17 protein-coding genes are annotated in these 19,189 nt (G+C 61.3%); 13 read left to right on the top strand and 4 right to left on the bottom strand.

Annotated elements, in window-relative coordinates:
- Positions 1-14: 14 nt before the first annotated feature.
- Positions 15-656, top strand: a complete 642-nt coding sequence (locus AC07OJ_RS17220) for a LysE family translocator (protein WP_065903413.1) — start codon at positions 15-17, stop codon at positions 654-656.
- On the opposite strand, the gene AC07OJ_RS17215 is transcribed toward AC07OJ_RS17220, so the two are convergent.
- Positions 637-5,829, bottom strand: a complete 5,193-nt coding sequence (locus AC07OJ_RS17215; protein WP_495094857.1) for a dermonecrotic toxin domain-containing protein — start codon at positions 5,827-5,829, stop codon at positions 637-639. The genes AC07OJ_RS17220 and AC07OJ_RS17215 overlap by 20 nt on opposite strands.
- Before the next feature lie 155 nt (positions 5,830-5,984).
- Entirely contained in the window at positions 5,985-6,338 is a 354-nt protein-coding gene (uraH, locus tag AC07OJ_RS17210) for a hydroxyisourate hydrolase (protein ID WP_065903417.1), read from the bottom strand.
- A 380-nt stretch (positions 6,339-6,718) separates the two neighbouring features.
- Here uraH and puuE point away from each other — a divergent pair, with 380 nt between their 5' ends.
- The 8 genes from puuE to AC07OJ_RS17170 all read left to right on the top strand — a co-directional run bounded on the left by puuE (position 6,719) and on the right by AC07OJ_RS17170 (position 13,955).
- Positions 6,719-7,645 carry an allantoinase PuuE gene (gene puuE / locus AC07OJ_RS17205; RefSeq protein WP_495094856.1) on the top strand — a complete coding sequence of 309 codons (927 nt, stop codon included), beginning with the start codon at positions 6,719-6,721 and terminating at the stop codon, positions 7,643-7,645.
- Positions 7,642-8,157, top strand: coding sequence for a 2-oxo-4-hydroxy-4-carboxy-5-ureidoimidazoline decarboxylase (gene uraD, locus AC07OJ_RS17200; RefSeq protein WP_065903423.1), 516 nt, complete (start codon positions 7,642-7,644; stop codon positions 8,155-8,157). Before puuE ends, uraD begins: the two co-directional genes overlap by 4 nt.
- An 81-nt stretch (positions 8,158-8,238) precedes the next feature.
- Entirely contained in the window at positions 8,239-9,240 is a 1,002-nt protein-coding gene (alc, locus tag AC07OJ_RS17195; RefSeq protein WP_495094855.1) for an allantoicase, read from the top strand.
- A 118-nt stretch (positions 9,241-9,358) separates the two neighbouring features.
- A complete protein-coding gene (locus AC07OJ_RS17190; protein WP_495094854.1) occupies positions 9,359-9,862 on the top strand; it encodes an ureidoglycolate lyase in 504 nt (167 codons plus the stop codon).
- Between the two features lie 51 nt (positions 9,863-9,913).
- Entirely contained in the window at positions 9,914-11,212 is a 1,299-nt protein-coding gene (locus tag AC07OJ_RS17185; RefSeq protein ID WP_106803058.1) for a urate hydroxylase PuuD, read from the top strand.
- A 177-nt stretch (positions 11,213-11,389) separates the two neighbouring features.
- A complete protein-coding gene (locus AC07OJ_RS17180; RefSeq protein ID WP_065903433.1) occupies positions 11,390-12,733 on the top strand; it encodes a nucleobase:cation symporter-2 family protein in 1,344 nt (447 codons plus the stop codon).
- A gap of 44 nt (positions 12,734-12,777) precedes the next feature.
- A complete protein-coding gene (locus tag AC07OJ_RS17175; protein WP_141697272.1) occupies positions 12,778-13,146 on the top strand; it encodes a hypothetical protein in 369 nt (122 codons plus the stop codon).
- A gap of 23 nt (positions 13,147-13,169) precedes the next feature.
- Positions 13,170-13,955: an outer membrane protein OmpK gene (locus AC07OJ_RS17170; protein ID WP_065903436.1), complete on the top strand. Its 786-nt coding sequence runs from the start codon at positions 13,170-13,172 to the stop codon at positions 13,953-13,955.
- 111 nt (positions 13,956-14,066) lie between these two features.
- Here AC07OJ_RS17170 and AC07OJ_RS17165 read toward each other — a convergent pair whose 3' ends face one another.
- Together AC07OJ_RS17165 and AC07OJ_RS17160 are read right to left on the bottom strand one after the other, a co-directional pair.
- A complete protein-coding gene (locus tag AC07OJ_RS17165; RefSeq protein ID WP_495094853.1) occupies positions 14,067-15,215 on the bottom strand; it encodes a patatin-like phospholipase family protein in 1,149 nt (382 codons plus the stop codon).
- An 84-nt stretch (positions 15,216-15,299) separates the two neighbouring features.
- Positions 15,300-16,232 carry a lipid A biosynthesis lauroyl acyltransferase gene (locus AC07OJ_RS17160; RefSeq protein WP_065903442.1) on the bottom strand — a complete coding sequence of 311 codons (933 nt, stop codon included), beginning with the start codon at positions 16,230-16,232 and terminating at the stop codon, positions 15,300-15,302.
- A 118-nt stretch (positions 16,233-16,350) separates the two neighbouring features.
- Between AC07OJ_RS17160 and minC the strand changes: the two genes are divergently transcribed.
- The 4 genes from minC to AC07OJ_RS17140 all read left to right on the top strand — a co-directional run bounded on the left by minC (position 16,351) and on the right by AC07OJ_RS17140 (position 19,091).
- Positions 16,351-17,088: a septum site-determining protein MinC gene (gene minC / locus AC07OJ_RS17155; RefSeq protein WP_065903444.1), complete on the top strand. Its 738-nt coding sequence runs from the start codon at positions 16,351-16,353 to the stop codon at positions 17,086-17,088.
- Positions 17,089-17,289: 201 nt separating this feature from the next.
- Positions 17,290-18,102, top strand: a complete 813-nt coding sequence (gene minD, locus AC07OJ_RS17150; protein WP_003175251.1) for a septum site-determining protein MinD — start codon at positions 17,290-17,292, stop codon at positions 18,100-18,102.
- 3 nt (positions 18,103-18,105) lie between these two features.
- Positions 18,106-18,360 (top strand): cell division topological specificity factor MinE, encoded by a 255-nt coding sequence (gene minE / locus AC07OJ_RS17145; RefSeq protein ID WP_003175252.1) that lies wholly within the window; start codon positions 18,106-18,108, stop codon positions 18,358-18,360.
- A gap of 95 nt (positions 18,361-18,455) precedes the next feature.
- Positions 18,456-19,091: a pseudouridine synthase gene (locus AC07OJ_RS17140; protein WP_495094852.1), complete on the top strand. Its 636-nt coding sequence runs from the start codon at positions 18,456-18,458 to the stop codon at positions 19,089-19,091.
- Positions 19,092-19,189: the final 98 nt, after the last annotated feature.

The raw sequence follows: 19,189 nt of genomic DNA, 5'->3' as shown, positions 1-19,189 counted from the left end.
AAAAGGAGCATGCAATGAGTCTGGAAACCTGGCTGCTGTTCAGTGGCGCTGCACTGGTAGTGATCCTGATCCCGGGGCCGCTGTCGTTGCTGATGATCAGCAACAGCCTGAACTACGGCCTGCGTCGCTCATACCCGGCCTTTCTCGGCGGGGTGATCGCCTCGATCTGCCTGTTGAGCGCGTCGGCCCTGGGCCTGGGCGCATTGCTGCTCGCGTCGGAAAACCTGTTCAGCGCACTGAAGATCGTCGGCGCGCTGTACCTGTTCTATCTCGCCTGGCAGAGCTGGCAGCAATCACGCCAGCCATCCCAGGGCGCGACAGTGCCGCAGGCTGCGCCGGTACCGCGCTTTCGCGCGCTGTTCGGGCGCGCTTTTGTGCTGGGGGCCAGCAACCCCAAGGACATCCTGTTTTTCGCCGCCTTTTTGCCGCAGTTCCTGAGCAGCCAGCAACCTTTCCTGCCGCAGTTGCTGATCATGATCGCCACCTGGACCCTGCTCGACCTGCTGTGCAAGCTGGCCTACGGCCTCGGCGCCCATGGTGCTGCGCGGTACCTGCGCAGTGGCAGCGGTCAAAGCTGGTTCAACCGCGTCAGCGCCGCCCTGTTCGGCAGTGCCGGCGTGGCTTCGCTGATCAAGGCTAGAATGGTTTCACTTTGACGAAATAAACCGTTGGCGGCAGATTGCCCTGGCTGGGCCATTGAATGCCGGTGACGATCGGAACGAGGCGCTGCTCCCTCATGGCGCTTCGGACCATTGCAGCCACGACTGAATCCTGATGCGCGTTGATGGCCGTATTCACCCAGCCATCAGTCAGGCGCATATTCAACTGAACGCTCCCTCGCTCAAGCCACTGATAGGTCATGTAATACAGCTGGCTTGAACGTGGATGCGTCGCCACCAGTTCATGCATCGGAACATGCCCTCGCCTTACCTGCCATTCGTGAAGGCTGAAACCCTGCTGCTCAAGCACTGACCTGACAGCCGCGCGTTGGGCGGTTCTTCTCTCAATCGCCAACGACATGTCACCGGACCGCAGCCGCGCATCCAACGCCACAGGGGGCCTGAAGTCGACACGCGTAAAGCCTGGGGTCTTGCCTTCGTAACCAATGAACACTGACGTCGGCTTCCTTTGCACAGGCCGCAGCATCCTCAGCAAATCATCCGTCTGACCGGGCCTCACCGGATTGGGGGTCATCCAATCGTCCAACGTCGCCCGCAGGTTGAGCAAATGGCTGGCCGTTGCCGAGCGAGAGGAGTCCGAAAGCTCAAGCACCCGGGCCACTGCAAACTTGCGGCTGTGACGCGTCAGCCCTGGGAACGCCCTGCCGACCTCTGCCTCCGGCGGCCCAGTGAACAGAGGGGCATGGAGCTGCCACTCACCGGTGGCGGTACGCGTTGCCGGCAGCGGTTGCTCACCCAGCGCGGTGGTGGTCCATCGTTCAATGTCCACGCTGACCCTGGAAACCAGTGGCTCGTGTTTGCCGATAAACACGAACTCGCTCAGCGGCACGTGATCGCCTTGGTGGAGCAACCGGTAATAACCCGCCGCCGATTGCGTGGGCGTGTCATAGCGCCGGCCCACGTAAATGAGGTCATAGGGAAATCCTGGCGGTTCCAGTGGCACATGGAACACCCCTGAAGCCGCGGAAGCCAGCGACTGCGCGTCGGGGGCGGGTGCACGCCAACTGAACCAGTGATCCGCCGGTGCGGATGACTGGCGGATCCGGTTGTGCGTGGCGATGCGCACACTGGGCGGGCGCCAACTCGGCGGCTGCACCGCTTGCCACGGACTGAGTAGCGCGGAACTCGGACCGGCCACGGGCGCATCCGCCCCCAGCAGCCATTCCTTGGGCGAATAAATCGTCAGGATCAGCTCATCCGTTCCCGGCGCGTCGCTGTTTTTCAGGCGGAAAAACGCTTCGCCCTCACGGCGGTAAACCGGGTAATGGTGCGTGTCTTCCACCAAGAAGTGCTCGCCGCGCCGCACGTGGAGGCCCTTTTCCCCAGGCCCCTGCAACACCACCGTGTTGTGCGGCCTGCCCGGGGCGCGAAACCGTTCCAGGGGCTTGAGCCGCGCGACTGCCGGGGACGATCGCGGCAGGTTGAGGGGCCGACCAAACTGCGCGAGGGTTGAACGATGGATCCGTCCCAGGCTTGCACCTATCGACCGCGTCATCGGGCGAACCACCGCGCCCGCCTTCACCTTTGGGCCGGGCACAAAGCTCAGCAACAGGTCTATCGCCAAAAATACCGAGCCAAATGCCACGTCCACCGCAACCCGAGGATCACCCGTGCGGTGATAGTGCCGCGCGGTCAGCAGCAGCTCATACAGTTGGTTACCCAAGCCAAAAAACGGCAGGACAATCGACAGCAAGGCCCGCCCTCGGCTATCCGCCTCGGCCTCCAGGCGCTGCTCGCGGTAGGTCTCCAGACTTTTGCGCGACTGACTAACGGCCTGCGCCTGACGGTGCAGATCAATTGCCCTCGCCTGATACAGGAGCGCCCTGGCATCACTGTGTGAGGTGGGCACCAAGGCCAGCCAGTGCTGCGGGTCACTGGCAATCTGCTCGAGGATCTGTTTTTCAATGTCCTCGACCCGTGCAGTGGGCACCAGGTGTTTGACGGAGAACGAGCGAACAAACTCGACGCCGCGCCAGAACCCATTCACCAGGGCGTAGTCAGGGCGCAAGTCGGCGGGGTCGAAGGACGTCGCGTGTGTTTGCCCGGGATGCGCGTTGATGGCTTCGAACGCCCAGCCGGGTGCAATGTGCCGTGCCAGTGCGCTGACGTGATCAGGCGATGCCCAGTGACGGTTCAGGTGTTCCTGGGCCGCTTGCAGGTTGGCGTACTCACTGAGGCTCATGCCATCCGGCGCGGCGGGCCAGTAAACCACGCAACGTTGGGAAAGCCGGTCATGAATCACCAGGATGCCCGCGCAATAACGATCATGCTGCAGGGTATGGGCCACCAGATGCACGATGTACAGCTGCAATTGATCGCCATGTTCCAGCAAATCCTGAGGAATGCGTGCGTTCATGGCGGTGTTGAAAAAGCGCTGCGCCTCCAGCGTCAACCCGCGTCGAACCGCCGAATACAGATCTGCGTCGGCACCTGCCCGCAAGACGCGTCTCAAGAGTTGTGGCACACGCATGTCGGTACCGGGCGAATAAAACACACTGTCGATCAATACCGCGTAGCGCCCGCCGATATCCAGCGAGAACACCATATTGATCAAGTAGTCCGCGCTCAGTTGCTGCTTCCACGCGGGTTTGAGGTACTCGGCGTACTTGAAACGCCACCACGTGGGCATCATCTGCGGGTCGAGGTTATGCAGCGCCAACTGCAGCAGGCTGAACCGCGAACGCTCGGGGCTGGGCGTCAGGACTTCCTTGCGATCGCCCACTGTACAACTGCTTTCCCAACCACAGACCTTGCCGTCGACGTGGTCGGGCATGTCGATAAACGGTGTGTCGATATCCAGTTGCGGGAACAGGCCGTCCTCGCGTAAGCGCGCAATCAACCGTTCACGGGCATAGGTGTGCAGATCCGGCAGCCGCTGTTTAAGGTGCTCTTCAAACGCCAGCACGCTGCCCAGGGAGTGGCGCAGCAGGTGCTTGAAGCGCTTGCGCTGCGCCACGCTCGCCTCGCTCAGCCAGGACGGCAGTTTTTTCTTCGCGCTCGCAGCTTTGCGCACCAGCGCCACATGCACCTGCGCCTGGATCAGCGCATCGCTGACCGGCGCATGCAGATGCTGCTCCAGTTCGACCGCCAGCAGCAGGCGGCTCAAGGCAATATCCGCGGTTTCACTGAATACACGGGCGTCGCCATCGAGGCCGCGCTGCAGGGACAGGTAACCCTTGAGCAGCCGTTTGAGCGCCAGCAGCACGGGGTTACCCTCGATGATTTGATAACGCACCGCGAGGGTTTGGTCGGCAGCCTGCTCACGCACACTTTGGCGTTTGGGTCGCTCGACGTAGCGCCCCAGCACCGATTCATCTCGGCTGCCAAGGCTGGCCCTGATCCCCACGGATAATGCGCCAAGGCTGTCAAATACCGTCACGCCGCCGTCTCGCCCGAACGCACACAGCACCGCCGGTTCGCGCCGCTCGGGATCACTGAGCGCCGCCTTGCGGGTCACCGCAAACAGGCTGTGCAACGGAGAATCGGTATCGGGTCCAGCCCTCATTAGAACCGACAGCACGCAGGCCTCGCTGTCCGCTCGCTTGCTGGCCAGCGGCGTATCCAGCACTTCGAGCAGCAGGTCGCGGTGGACCGTGCGGACCAACTTGAGTCGGTGCTGCAACTCGATTTCGCCACGCAGCCAATCGGTCCAGAGTTGGAGGACAGAGGCCAGGCGATGGCGTTCACCGTCGGGTTTTGCCTTCCAGAACGTCACGTCGAACAGTTGCAGTTGCGCCCCCTGCAACAGCGCGGACAAGGTGTCCGCGGCAGTCTTGAGTTGCGCTTCAAGCGTCACGAAATCCCGCAAGGCTTGGGTATCTTCCACAGGGTCCTGCGGGTTCAGCAGTTTCATCAGGCCTTTTTCGTAGCGTTTGACTTGGTGCAGCGCAGTGTCCATCGCCAGCCACGGCGCCGTACTGGCGAAAATGATCTCGTGACGCCGTCGATGCCGGTCCCAGGCCTGCAATGGCTGGCGCATACTCCCCAACCGTGGCGTGCCCACCCAATGTGTTCGGCCGCGCTCGACGTCGGCGAGATAGCGGCCGGCGTCGGTCACTGGAGGCTGTCGCGCACCGGCAAAGACCTGCGCCAGGTTGATCGACACCGCGCACGCCAACTCATTTTCCCATTGGCTCTCCAGCATCGCCTGGGCGCTGAGCACAAACACATCGCTCTTCACCGCTGAACCTTGCCACACCGCTGCAGCGGTCATTTGCGCCGGGCACACCGGGTGCCGACGCCGCAAGGGCAGGCACTGCCACAGCTCATCCAGTGACGTCCCCTGGATCAGCGCCACCAGGCCGCACTGCAATTGGCTGAATGAGCGGTACTCGTAATAGTTGCGCGTCAACCCTGGCAGGTACATCACGTGCGGCGACTGCGCAGGGTCATCCGCGCGATGAATATGCAGCGCACCGGGGATGGGCATCAGCCGCGGGCCCACACCCGGCCACATCAACTGGCTGACCTTGAGGCTGGCCCACGGCTCACCCGCGCGTTGCCGCGCCTGCGCCGTCGGCGCATCTACCAGCACCTGGACCATGGCCCGCCCTGCACTCGATAACTCGTCCAGTTGCCAGGCCACAAAAGCCTGGTCGGCGAACGCCTGCTGGTGCAACTGGGTCCAGCGCTCCTGGCGCGTCAGCCACGATCCCGGCACCAGCGCCTGCCAATAGTCGCTGTATGCCTGGGCAAGCCGCCCAAACAGGTTCAGGGCAATCACTCGTTGCAACGCCTCCAGCGGGGTAAACGGCAGAACGCGGGCGGGATCGTCCTTGAGGCTCAGGGTGGTGTACTGGTTGAGATTGATCGGCACCGAAGGCAGCACCAACAGGCGCAGCGTGCGGTCGGTCAGGCTCTCGACTTTTTGCGCAGCGGCAGGCGGCTTGGGCTCGGTGAGCAGCAGCTTGTCCGGGTCCAGTTCAAAGGCCTTGCGCAACTCGGCGCGAATGACCCGCAAGACCCTGGGCGCTCCGAGGATCAGGCGCGAGCGTAATTTGGCTGATTCGGCACTGCGCAGATCAGCGGCTGCGAGCCAGTTGATCAGCAGGCTGGGATGGGGGCTGGCGTTGATCCGCCGCGTCAATTGAGTACGCATCGCCTGCCATGCATCGTCGTCAGGCACATCGGAATCGTCAGGTAAGGTCACGGCGGTATCTGCGTCGAGGAAAACACCTAGCCTATGCAGCACCCGCCCTGATAAGGCGCTAGATAATTGAACGCGCCCCGGGCAAAAAAAAGCCCGCAGTGTGGGCGGGCGAAAAACCAACGAAGAGCTTTGGGGGTGTGAAGCGAGGTGACGACTCAGCTACCGCGATAGGTGGAGTAGCTGTAAGGCGAAATCAGCAGGGGCACGTGGTAGTGGTCCTGTTCGGCACTGATGCCAAAACGCAGCACCACCACATCGAGGAACGCAGGCTGTGGCAATTGCACGCCGCGGGCGCGGTAATAGTCGCCGGCGCTGAATTGCAATTGGTAGACGCCACTGCGGTAATCCTCCCCTTGCAGCAGCGGCGCGTCGCAGCGACCGTCGCTGTTGGTCACGGCCGTGGCGACCAGCTCCAGTTGCGCGCCTTCGACGCGGTACAGCTCAACCTGGATGGCGCTGCCTGGGCAGCCGTGGGCTGCGTCCAGTACGTGTGTGGTCAGTCGTCCCATGGGTTGGGGCTCCCTTGCGTTGAGTGAAATAGGCCGCCCCCTTATGGGGCATGAAAAAGTCGTGGTTGAGCTGATTAAGACACTTTTAATAAAAATTGTACACAATAAAAATCACAAAGTTTCTGACACCCCTGCCAGCACACGCCCCAGGCTCAAAAACTCAACACCCCTTGCTTTTAAACGACCTTTTATCCATTTACTGACCAACCGGGCAAGTTTCTTGCAGTGTTAAGCTGCGGCAACCGCCGAGAAAAAATGCGGAAATACAGGCTTACAAAGTGATCATCAAGTTGTATACAATCAGCCCATCGCTGTGACGCCACCCAGTCTTTCCGCTGGCCGCCACACACTTGCTACCACGAACAAGAAGGAAGACTGCAGTGAGCGCTGACTACCCACGCGACCTGATCGGTTACGGCAGTAACCCTCCTCACCCCCACTGGCCGGGCAAGGCGCGCATCGCTTTGTCGTTCGTACTCAACTACGAAGAAGGCGGCGAGCGCAACATTTTGCACGGCGACAAAGAGTCCGAAGCCTTCCTTTCGGAAATGGTCTCGGCCCAGCCGCTGCAGGGCGAACGCAACATGAGCATGGAGTCGCTGTACGAGTACGGCAGCCGTGCCGGCGTGTGGCGCATCCTCAAGCTGTTCAAGCAATTCGATATCCCGCTGACCATCTTCGCCGTGGCCATGGCCGCCCAGCGCCACCCGGATGTGATCCGCGCGATGGTCGAGGCCGGCCACGAGATCTGCAGCCACGGCTATCGCTGGATCGACTACCAGTACATGGACGAGGCCCAGGAGCGCGAGCACATGCTCGAAGCCATCCGCATCCTCACCGAACTGACCGGCGAACGCCCACTGGGCTGGTACACCGGGCGCACCGGCCCCAACACCCGGCGGCTGGTGATGGAGGAAGGCGGCTTCCTGTATGACTGCGACACCTACGACGACGACCTGCCCTACTGGGAGCCCAACAACCCGACCGGCAAGCCGCATCTGGTGATCCCCTATACCCTGGACACCAACGACATGCGCTTTACCCAGGTGCAGGGTTTCAACAAGGGCGATGACTTTTTCGAGTACCTCAAGGATGCCTTTGACGTGCTGTACGCCGAGGGCGCCGAGGCGCCGAAGATGCTTTCGATCGGCCTGCACTGCCGCCTGATCGGCCGCCCGGCGCGCCTGGCTGCGTTGAAGCGCTTTATCGAATACGCCAAAAGCCACGAACAGGTGTGGTTCACCCGCCGCGTCGATATCGCCCGTCACTGGCAAGCAACCCACCCGTACACGGGAGCTGCGAAATGACTGCGTTTAAGACATTGAAACCCTCGACCTTGAGCCGCGACGCTTTCGTCGCAGCCTTTGCCGACATCTACGAACATTCGCCATGGGTGGCCGAAAAGGCCTACGACCTGGGCCAGGACACCTCGATCGACCAGATCGAAACCCTGCACCAGCGCATGAGCGACATCCTGTTGAGCGCCGATCATGCCAGCCAACTGGCGCTGATCAACGCTCACCCGGACCTGGCCGGCAAAGCCGCCGTCCAGGGCCAACTGACCGAAGCCAGCACCAATGAACAGGCTGGCGCCGGTATTCACCAATGCACGGCCGAAGAGTTCTCGCGCTTCACCGAGCTGAACGACGCCTACAAGGCCAAGTTCAAGTTTCCCTTCATCATGGCGGTAAAAGGTAGCAACCGGCATCAGATCCTCGCCGCGTTCGAAACGCGCATCCACAACTCGGTGGACACCGAGTTCAAGTGCGCGCTGGACGAGATCAACAAGATCGCGTTGTTCCGATTACTGACTCTTTAAGCAGACCTGGCCCGAGCGGTTCATGAACGCCCAGGGCCTGGCGAGCATCCCAAGCCACTCTATTTAAGGCAGACAAGAAGAATGAAAGCTTACGCCGTACCTTTCGAGAAGTTCGTCAACCTGGCCGACGCCCGCCTGGGCACCAAGATCATCTCCGTCACCGATGACTGGTTCGCCGACGCCAACCGCCTGTTCCAGCCGACCCCGGCCGTGTGGAAGGAGGGCGTTTTCGATGACAACGGCAAGTGGATGGACGGCTGGGAGTCGCGCCGCAAGCGCTTCGAAGGCTACGACAGCGCGGTGATCCGCCTGGGCGTACCGGGCTCGATCAAGGGCGTGGACATCGACACTTCATTCTTCACCGGCAACTACCCGCCATCGGCCTCGCTGGAAGCCTGCTTCCTGGCCTCGGGCGAGCCGGATGAGAATACCCAGTGGGTGGAAGTGCTGTCGGCCGTCGAGCTGCAGGGCAACAGCCACCACTACCACGAAATCAGCAACGACCAGGCGTTCAGCCACCTGCGCTTCAACATCTACCCGGATGGCGGCGTGGCCCGCCTGCGTGTGTACGGCGTGCCGTTCCGCGACTGGTCCGCAATCGGCGACAACGAACAGGTCGACCTGGCTGCCGCGTTGAATGGCGGTCGCGCCCTGGCGTGCTCCGATGAACACTTCGGGCGCATGAGCAACATCCTCAACCCGGGCCGTGGCATCAACATGGGCGACGGCTGGGAAACCGCACGTCGTCGCACGCCAGGCAATGACTGGGTGATCGTCGCGCTGGGTCACCCGGGCGAGATCGAGAAGATCATCGTCGACACCCTGCACTTCAAGGGCAACTACCCGGACACCTGCTCGATCCAGGGCGCTTTCGTGAAGGGCGGCACCGACAGCCAGATCGAAACCCAATCGCTGTTCTGGCGCGAACTGCTGCCGGCACAGAAACTGGAAATGCACGCCGAACACACCTTCGCCGAACAGATCAAGGCACTGGGCCCGATTACCCACATCCGCCTGAACGTGTTCCCGGATGGCGGTGTGAGCCGCCTGCGCGTTCTCGGCAAGGTCGCGAAACAAGGGTGAGCCCAATCGCGGGCAAGCCCGGCTCCCACAGGGGTACGCGGTCAAATGTGGGAGCCGGGCTTGCCCGCGAAAGCGGTAGACCAGACAACATCAAATTCGAAAACTTAAGAAGACAGCCATGCGCACACTGATGATCGAACCCCTGACCAAAGAAGCCTTCGCCCCTTTCGGAGACGTTATCGAAACCGATGGCAGCGATCACTTCATGATCAACAACGGGTCGACCATGCGCTTTCACAAGCTGGCAACGGTAGAAACCGCGCAGCCTGAAGACAGCGCGATCATCAGCATCTTCCGCGCCGACGCGCTGGATATGCCGCTGACCGTGTGCATGCTGGAGAGACACCCGCTGGGCAGCCAGGCTTTCATCCCGCTGCTCGGCAACCCCTTTCTGATCGTGGTCGCGCCACTTGGCGATGCACCTGTATCAGGCTTGGTCCGCGCCTTCGTCACCAACGGCAGGCAGGGCATCAATTACCATCGCGGCGTCTGGCACCACCCGGTGCTGACGATCGAAAAGCGGGATGACTTCCTGGTGGTTGATCGCAGTGGCACAGGCAATAACTGCGATGAGCATTTCTTCAAAGAGGATGAGCGATTGATCCTCGCCCCCCACCAATAAGAGAAGGCCGGATCACCCGACAACAAGGGTGACAGGCGAGAGGTAAAGACTGTGGAAGCACATCTGTTGGAATGGCTGAACCTTAGCGTGCGCTGGGTTCACATGATCACTGGCGTCGCCTGGATCGGCGCTTCGTTCTACTTCGTCTGGCTGGAAAACAACCTCAACCGCGTCAACCCCAAGGACGGCCTGGCCGGTGACTTGTGGGCTATCCACGGTGGCGGTATCTACCACCTGGAAAAATACAAACTGGCCCCGCCGACCATGCCGGACAACCTGCACTGGTTCAAATGGGAAGCCTATTTCACCTGGATGTCAGGCATCGCGCTGCTGTGCGTGGTGTTCTACTCCAACCCGACCTTGTACCTGCTGGCCCCGGGCAGCAGCCTCAGTGGTCCGGAAGGCGTGCTGCTGGGCATCGGCTCACTGTTCGTCGGCTGGTTCATCTACTCCTTCCTCTGCGACTCGGCCCTGGGCAAGCGCCCTGCCCTGCTCGGCTTCATTCTGTTCGTGCTGTTGATTGCCGCCGCGTACGGCTTCAGCAAAGTGTTCAGTGGCCGTGGCGCGTACCTGCACGTGGGCGCCGTGATCGGCACCATCATGGTCGGTAACGTGTTCCGCATCATAATGCCGGCGCAACGCGCGCTGGTGGCGGCAATCGCCGAGAACCGCACGCCGGATCCGGCCCTGCCGGCCAAGGGCTTGCTGCGTTCACGCCACAACAACTACTTCACCCTGCCCGTGCTGTTCATCATGATCAGCAACCACTTCCCGAGCACCTACGGCAGCCAGTACAACTGGCTGATCCTGGCCGGGATCGCGGTGGCGGCAGTGCTGGTGCGGCATTACTTCAACACCCGCCACAACAGCCAGAAGTACGCGTGGACCTTGCCGGTGGGCGCCTTGGCGATGATTTGCCTGGCGTATGTGACCGGGCCCAAGCCCGTTGCGACCGCTCCGGACGTGGCCAAGGCTCCGGCGGCGATCGAGTACCAGCCGCTGCCGGAAACCGCCTTGGGCGGTGGCTTGAAGCCCGCAGCCCCTGCTGCTCCAGCCGCAGAACCTGCACCTGCGCCGGCCCAGGCGACGATTGATTTCGACAAGGTGCACGGGGTGATCCAGGAACGCTGCGCCGTGTGCCATTCGGCCAAGCCCACCAGCCCCCTGTTCAGCACCGCGCCGGCCGGGGTGATGTTCGATACCCCGGCGCAGATCCAGCAGCAGGCGGCGCGCATTCAAGCGCAAGCCGTGGCGAGCCAGATCATGCCGTTGGGCAACATCACCCAGATGACCCAGCAGGAGCGTGACTTGATTGGCACATGGATCAATCAGGGGGCGCGTACCAACTGACAGCCTGACACAGGTCCAAATGTGGGAGCGGGCTTGCTCGCGAATGCGGTGTGTCATCCAACACATCAGTGGCTGAACCACCGCATTCGCGAGCAAGCCCGCTCCCACAGGGGATTTGCTGAGTTTCGAAGATTGCGTTCCAAACAACACAAAAATAAAAAAGATCCGAGGTGTTGCATGTCCCAGTTAGAACCGCAGATCCCTGCCGCGCCCGCGATGGAGCGGCTGCCCCTCTTGCAACTGATTCTGGTAGGCCTGCAACACGTCTTGCTGATGTACGGTGGCGCCGTCGCCGTCCCCCTGATCATTGGCCAGGCCGCCGGCCTGAGCCGTGAAGAAATCGCCTTTCTGATCAACGCCGACCTGCTGGTGGCCGGTATCGCCACCCTGGTGCAGTCGTTCGGCATCGGCCCGGTGGGCATTCGCATGCCGGTGATGATGGGCGCCAGTTTTGCCGCCGTGGGCAGCATGGTCGCGATGGCCGGCATGCCCGGCATCGGTCTGCAGGGAATCTTCGGCGCGACCATCGCCGCCGGTTTCTTTGGCCTGTTGATCGCGCCGTTCATGTCCAAGGTCGTGCGTTTCTTCCCGCCGCTGGTGACCGGCACAGTGATCACCGCGATCGGCCTGTCGCTGTTTCCGGTGGCCGTGAACTGGGCCGGTGGCGGCAGTGCAGCGGCCACCTTCGGCTCGCCGATCTACCTGGCGATTGCCGCCCTGGTGCTGGCCACCATTTTGTTGATCAACCGCTTCATGCGCGGCTTCTGGGTCAATATCTCAGTGCTGATCGGCATGGGCCTGGGGTACGCCTTGTGCGGCGCCATCGGCATGGTCGACCTCGCCGGCCTGGCCCAGGCGCCGTGGGTGCAAGTGGTGACGCCGCTGCATTTCGGCATGCCCAAGTTCGAGCTGGCGCCGATCCTGTCGATGTGCCTGGTGGTGGTGATCATTTTCGTCGAATCCACCGGGATGTTCCTCGCGCTGGGGAAGATCACCGGCCAGGACGTCACGCCGAAGATGCTGCGCCGCGGCCTGCTGTGTGATGCCGGCGCGTCATTCTTCGCCGGTTTCTTCAATACCTTTACCCACTCCTCGTTCGCGCAGAACATCGGCCTGGTGCAGATGACCGGCGTGCGTTGCCGCTCGGTGACCATGATGGCCGGCGCCTTCCTGATCGTACTCAGCCTGTTGCCCAAGGCCGCGTTCCTGGTGGCGTCGATTCCACCGGCGGTCCTCGGCGGCGCGGCGATTGCCATGTTCGGCATGGTCGCGGCCACCGGTATCAAGATCCTCCAGGAAGCCGACATTGCCGACCGCCGCAACCAGTTGCTGGTGGCGGTGAGCATCGGCATGGGCCTGATCCCGGTGGTGCGCCCGGAGTTCTTCGCGCAACTGCCACTGTGGATGAGCCCGATTACCCACAGCGGGATCGCCATGGCCACCCTCAGCGCGTTGTCGCTGAACATATTGTTCAACATACTCGGCGGGGCTGAACGCCCTGTCGTCGCCCACACGCATTGATTCCTTCGTTAAAACAACAATAACAACGAACAGGAAACAGCCCCATGCACGCCATTCACCCGGGGCCGGCCACCCGCCGTGCCCCATTCCTGCCCCATGCGCTCTGTAACGGCGCACTTGAGCCAAGGCTTTGGAGCCAGTATTCTCCGCGCCCGCTCGAATCGACTCAAAAAAAAACAGCCAATGTAAAAGCTGACTGCAAGGCCAACTTACCCCGGCCCAATGTCTGCTGCCAAAGTGCGCAAAAGTTCTCGATATTCGACTGCATCCGATGCAGCCGACGGGGATTTTTTGGCTTTTTAAACACCTTGGCGCAGCTCTTGCTAAAAGCATTAAAGCTGACCGAACAGACGATTTTTGCAGCGAACCAAAAGGCGCCACACCAGAGCGCCTGCGTAGAAGAAAAACCATAAAACTTTAACTCGGGAGCAACCGAATGAAACCTATGTTCAAAGGCCTGATGCTGGCGGGATCCCTGCTGGCCGGTGGCCAGGCCGTGGCCGGTGATCTGTTGCAGTGGCAGAACAACAGCCTGACTTACTTGTGGGGCAAGAGCTTTACCGTCAACCCGCAGATCCAACAAACCGTGACATTCGAACATGCCGACGCCTGGAAGTACGGCGACAACTTCTTCTTCCTCGACCGCATCTTTTACAACGGCAAGGAAGACGGCAATGTCGGCCCCAATACTTATTACGGTGAGTTCAGCCCGCGCCTGTCGTTTGGCAAGATTTTCGACAAGGACTTGTCATTCGGTCCGATCAAGGATGTCCTGCTGGCCTTCACTTATGAGTTCGGCGAAGGCGACAACGAGTCGTACTTGCTCGGCCCAGGCTTTGATTTGAATATCCCCGGTTTCGACTACTTCCAGTTGAACTTCTACCAGCGCCAGACCGAAGGCAATCGCCCGGGTGACGGCGTCTGGCAAATCACCCCGGTATGGTCGTACACCGTGCCGGTCGGCAACTCCGACATCCTCATCGACGGCTTCATGGATTGGGTGACGGACAACGACAAGAACGCGCGCGGCACTTACCACGCCAACCTGCACTTCAACCCACAGGTCAAATATGACCTGGGCAAGGCGCTGCACTGGGGCGACAAGCAGTTGTACGTGGGCTTTGAGTACGACTACTGGAAGAACAAGTACGGCATTGAAGATTCCGGCGCGTTCAAGACCAACCAGGACACCGCGAGCTTCCTGGTCAAGTACCACTTCTAAATAACACTGCAAAACAAATGTGGGAGCGGGCTTGCTCGCGAAGGCGGTGGATCAGTCAGCAGATTCGGTGGCTGACACACCGCTATCGCAGGCAAGCCAGCTCCCACATTTTTAGACCGGTGACAGGCCTAAGAACCTCGACAGTTCCTCGCGCTTGGCCAACGCATCCTTCCTGCCCAACTCAATCAACTCGCTGCAGTACCCCGCCTCGAACAGCAGGTAGCTCAACACCCCCGCCCCGCTCGTCTTGGTCGCCCCCGGCCCGCGCAGGAACAGGCGCAGCGCCGCCGGCAATTCCTGCCGATGACGTGCTGCGATTTCATCGATCGGCTGGCTCGGTGCAATCACCAGCACTTCAACCGGGGCCAGGCCCTGTATCGCAGCATCCGCCGGCAACACGTGGCTGAACTGGTTCAAGCGCTCCAGCAGTTCGATATCACTTTCCAGGCTGTCAATGAACGTGCTGTTGAGCATATGCCCGCCAATCTGCGCCAACGTCGGCTCCTGGCCGGTGTAGGTGCGCTGCGTCGACGGCTCGTTGCCCCGCGGGTTGCCGCTGACGCCGACCACCAGCACTCGGCTGGCGCCCAGGTGCAAGGCCGGGCTGATCGGCGCCGATTGCCGTACGGCGCCGTCACCGAAATATTCCTGGTCGAGTTTCACCGGCGCAAACAACAAGGGGATCGCCGAACTGGCCAGCAGGTGTTCAACCGTCAGTTGCGTCGGCACGCCGATACGCCGATGGCGCAACCACGCGTCGATGGTGCCGCCGCCCTGATAGAAGGTCACGGCCTGCCCGGATTCGTAGCCGAACGCCGTCACCGCGACCGCATGCAAATGCTGGTGGCGGATGGCTGCGTCGATACCGTCCAGGTTCAACCGCTCCTGCAGCAAATCGCGCAGCGGCGCGCTATTGAGCAACGCCACCGGTACCTGGGCGCCGATGCCCAGCAGGCTGTGGATAAAGAACCGGCTCGCCTGGCGAATTACCCCCGGCCAGTCGCTGCGTAACACCCGATGGCTGCGAAAGCCCTGCCAGAACACGGTAAGACGTTGGACTGCGGCGGTGAAGTCCATGGCGCCACTGGCCAGGCTCACCGCATTGATCGCGCCGGCAGAGGTGCCGACGATCACCGGAAAAGGGTTCGGCGCTCCCGGCGGTAACAGCTCGGCAATCGCCGCCAATACCCCCACCTGATACGCCGCTCGCGCCCCGCCGCCGGAAAGAATCAAGCCTGTAACCGGTTCAGCTGGGCGCATCGCATCACTCCGTGTGGGGAAAGCTCGTTCTTTGTGGCGAGGGCGCTTGCTCCCGGAGGACTGCGCAGCCGCCACACGCTCTTATCAACGACGTTTTTCGTACAGTTTAGGCTCGCCTGGTGGCCGGCTCTTGAAGCGGCGATGGGTCCACAGGTATTGCTCGGGGCATTCTCGTACCGAGGCCTCGACCCACTGATTGATGCGCAGGCAATCGACTTCATCGCTTTCGCCGGGGAAGTCGGTCAACGGCGGGTGGATCACCAGGCGGTAACCGCTGCCGTCCGCCAGGCGCTCCTGGGTGAACGGCACCACCAGCGCCTTGCCCAGGCGGGCAAACTTGCTGGTGGCGGTCACCGTGGCGGCCTGGATGCCGAACAACGGCACGAACACGCTTTGCTTGGCGCCGTAGTCCTGATCTGGTGCGTACCAGATAGCGCGGCCGGCGCGCAGCAGCTTGAGCATGCCGCGCACGTCTTCACGCTCGACCGCCAGCGAATCGAGGTTGTGACGCTCGCGACCACGGCGCTGGATGTAGTCGAACAACGGGTTGCCGTGCTCGCGGTACATGCCATCAATGGTGTGTTTCTGCCCCAGCAGGGCCGCGCCGATTTCCAGCGTAGTGAAATGCAGGGCCATGAGGATCACGCCCTTGCCATCCAGCTGGGCCTGCTTGAGGTGTTCAAGGCCTTCGACGTGGGCCAGGCGCGCCAGGCGCTGACGCGACCACCACCAGCTCATGGCCATTTCAAAGAAGGCGATGCCGGTGGAGGCGAAGTTTTCCTTGAGCAGGCGCTTACGCTCCTTGGCGGATTTTTCCGGGAAGCACAGTTCCAGGTTTCGCGCGGCGATACGCCGACGTTCACCGGCCACCCGGTACATGCCCGCTCCCAGCAGGCGACCAATGGTCAGCAGCGCGCGGTACGGCAATTGGGTGACCAGCCACAGCAGGCCGAGTCCCAGCCATAACAGCCAAAAACGCGGGTGAAAAAATACAGCTCGAAAACGCGGGCGATCCATTACAGATTCCGGTAAAGACAGGGCCGCGCATTCTACAACGGTTCGACTCGGCTTGCGGCCAGTGAGTGTTCTCGTTATAAGTCTCGACACTTTTCGTGACAAGCCGCTTTTGCCGACCATGAGCCAAACCGAACCGCTAGACCAAGATCCCGTGTTCCAGCTGAAAGGCAGCATGCTCGCCATCACCGTGCTGGAACTCGCCCGCAACGACCTCGACGCCCTGGATCGCCAGCTCGCCGCCAAGGTCGCCCTGGCGCCGAACTTCTTCAACAATGCCCCGCTGGTGCTGGCCCTGGACAAATTGCCGGCCGGCCAAGGCTCGATTGACCTGCCCGGCCTGATGCGTGTGTGCCGCTCCCATGGCCTGCGTACCCTGGCGATTCGCGCCAGCCGTATCGAAGACATCGCCGCCGCCATCGCCATTGAACTGCCAGTACTGCCGCCATCCGGCGCGCGCGAGCGTCCGCTTGAACCTTTGGTCGGCGAAGTGAAGAAAAAACCGGAAAAACCTCCGGAGCCTACGATCAAGCCTACAAAGATCATCACCTCGCCCGTACGCGGCGGGCAGCAAATTTACGCCCAGGGTGGCGACCTGGTGGTGATCTCCTCGGTCAGTCCGGGGGCGGAACTTCTCGCCGATGGCAATATCCATGTATACGGCCCGATGCGCGGACGTGCCCTCGCCGGCATCAAGGGTGATACCAAAGCGCGTATTTTTTGCCAGCAGTTGACTGCTGAACTAGTGTCCATCGCAGGCCAGTACAAGGTTTCAGAAGATTTGCGCCGTGATCCGCTGTGGGGGGCCGGGGTGCAGGTCAGCCTGTCGGGCGATGTGTTGAACATCATCCGTCTTTAACGGATACTGCCGCATTTTCCAAGCATCTCTAGACTCTGATAGCACAGCGAAACCGGCAAGACTTGCGTAGGAATAATTGAAAGTTGGCGTTTCCCCTACGGAAACCACATCTTTTTCCTACTAGGGCTGCCCGCCTGCAGCGAGTTCCAAGAGATGTTTTTCAGGGACTGAAAAGTCCTTTTTCCTTAGGGGTGAAACACCTTGGCCAAGATTCTCGTGGTTACATCCGGCAAGGGTGGTGTGGGTAAGACCACCACCAGCGCCGCTATCGGTACCGGCCTCGCTCTGCGCGGCCACAAGACAGTCATCGTCGACTTCGACGTCGGTTTGCGTAACCTCGACCTGATCATGGGCTGCGAACGCCGCGTGGTGTACGACTTCGTCAACGTGGTGAACGGCGAAGCCAACCTGCAACAGGCCCTGATCAAGGACAAGCGCCTTGAGAACCTGTACGTGCTGGCCGCCAGCCAGACCCGTGACAAGGATGCACTGACCAAAGAAGGCGTGGGCAAAGTCCTCGCCGAGCTGAAAGAAACCTTCGAATACGTGGTGTGTGATTCGCCGGCGGGTATCGAAACCGGTGCTCACCTGGCGATGTACTTTGCCGATGAAGCCATCGTGGTGACCAACCCGGAAGTGTCCTCGGTACGTGACTCGGACCGCATGCTCGGCCTTCTGGCAAGCAAATCCAAGCGCGCCGAGGAAGGCCAGGACCCGATCAAGGAACACCTGCTGCTGACCCGCTACAACCCTGAGCGCGTCAGCAATGGCGAAATGCTTGGCGTTGAAGACGTCAAGGAAATCCTCGCCGTGACCCTGCTGGGCGTGATCCCGGAATCCCAGGCGGTGCTCAAGGCATCCAACCAGGGCGTGCCGGTGATTCTCGACGACCAGAGCGACGCCGGCCAGGCGTACAGCGATGCCGTTGATCGCTTGCTGGGCAAGACCGTGGAACATCGCTTCCTCGATGTCAAGAAGAAGGGATTCTTCGAGCGTATCTTTGGAGGCAACTAAACAATGAAATTTCTCGACTTCTTTCGCGCCAACAAAAAGCCAAGTACCGCGTCGGTAGCGAAAGAGCGTCTACAGATCATCGTGGCGCACGAACGCGGCCAACGCAGCACTCCGGATTACCTGCCGGCCTTGCAGAAGGAACTGGTCGAGGTGATCCGCAAGTACGTCAATATCGGTAACGATGACGTGCATGTCGCCCTGGAAAATGACGGCAGCTGCTCGATTCTGGAACTCAATATCACCCTGCCTGATCGTTGATCGAACAGGCGGCCGCCACGGCGGCTCGTTCACCCTGACCCGTTTTACGGGCCGGGTGGGCGAGCCGCCGTTGGCGTTTGTTACGAGGCTGTTTAATGCCGCTGTCCACTATTCATATCCTGCACCAGGACGACGCTGTCCTGGTGGTGAACAAGCCGACCCTGCTGCTCTCGGTGCCTGGCCGCGCCGATGACAACAAGGACTGCCTGATCACGCGCCTGCAGGAAAACGGCTACCCCGAAGCCCGCATTGTCCACCGCCTGGACTGGGAAACCTCGGGCATCATCCTGCTCGCCCGGGACGCCGATACGCACCGCGAACTGTCCCGTCAGTTTCACGACCGCGAAACCGAAAAGGCCTACACCGCCCTGGCCTGGGGCCAGCCGGAACTGGACAGCGGCAGCATCGACCTGCCCCTGCGCTACGACCCGCCGACCAAGCCACGCCACGTGGTCGACCACGAATTCGGCAAGCACGCGCTGACCTTCTGGAAGGTGCTGGAGCGCTGCGGCGACTGGTGCCGCGTCGAACTGACGCCGATCACCGGGCGTTCGCATCAGTTGCGCGTGCACATGCTGTCGATCGGGCATCCATTGCTCGGTGATGGGCTCTACGCCCACGACCAAGCCCTGGCCGCCTGGCCGCGCCTGTGCCTGCACGCCAGCATGCTGAGCTTCACCCATCCGCAAAGCGGCGAACGCGCACGCTTCGAGTGCCCTGCACCGTTCTAAGCTGCACACACGCTCAAATGCTGTCGAGCTTTAGCGAGGCTGCGAAGGCGGTGGCACTGACAGTCCTTCTGTGCCTGACACACCGCCTTCGCGGCCTC

The sequence above is a fragment of the Pseudomonas sp. GW821-FHT09C08 genome (assembly GCF_059418125.1).
Note: the sequence above shows the minus strand (reverse complement) of the source record. Positions and strands in the feature narration are given on the sequence as shown.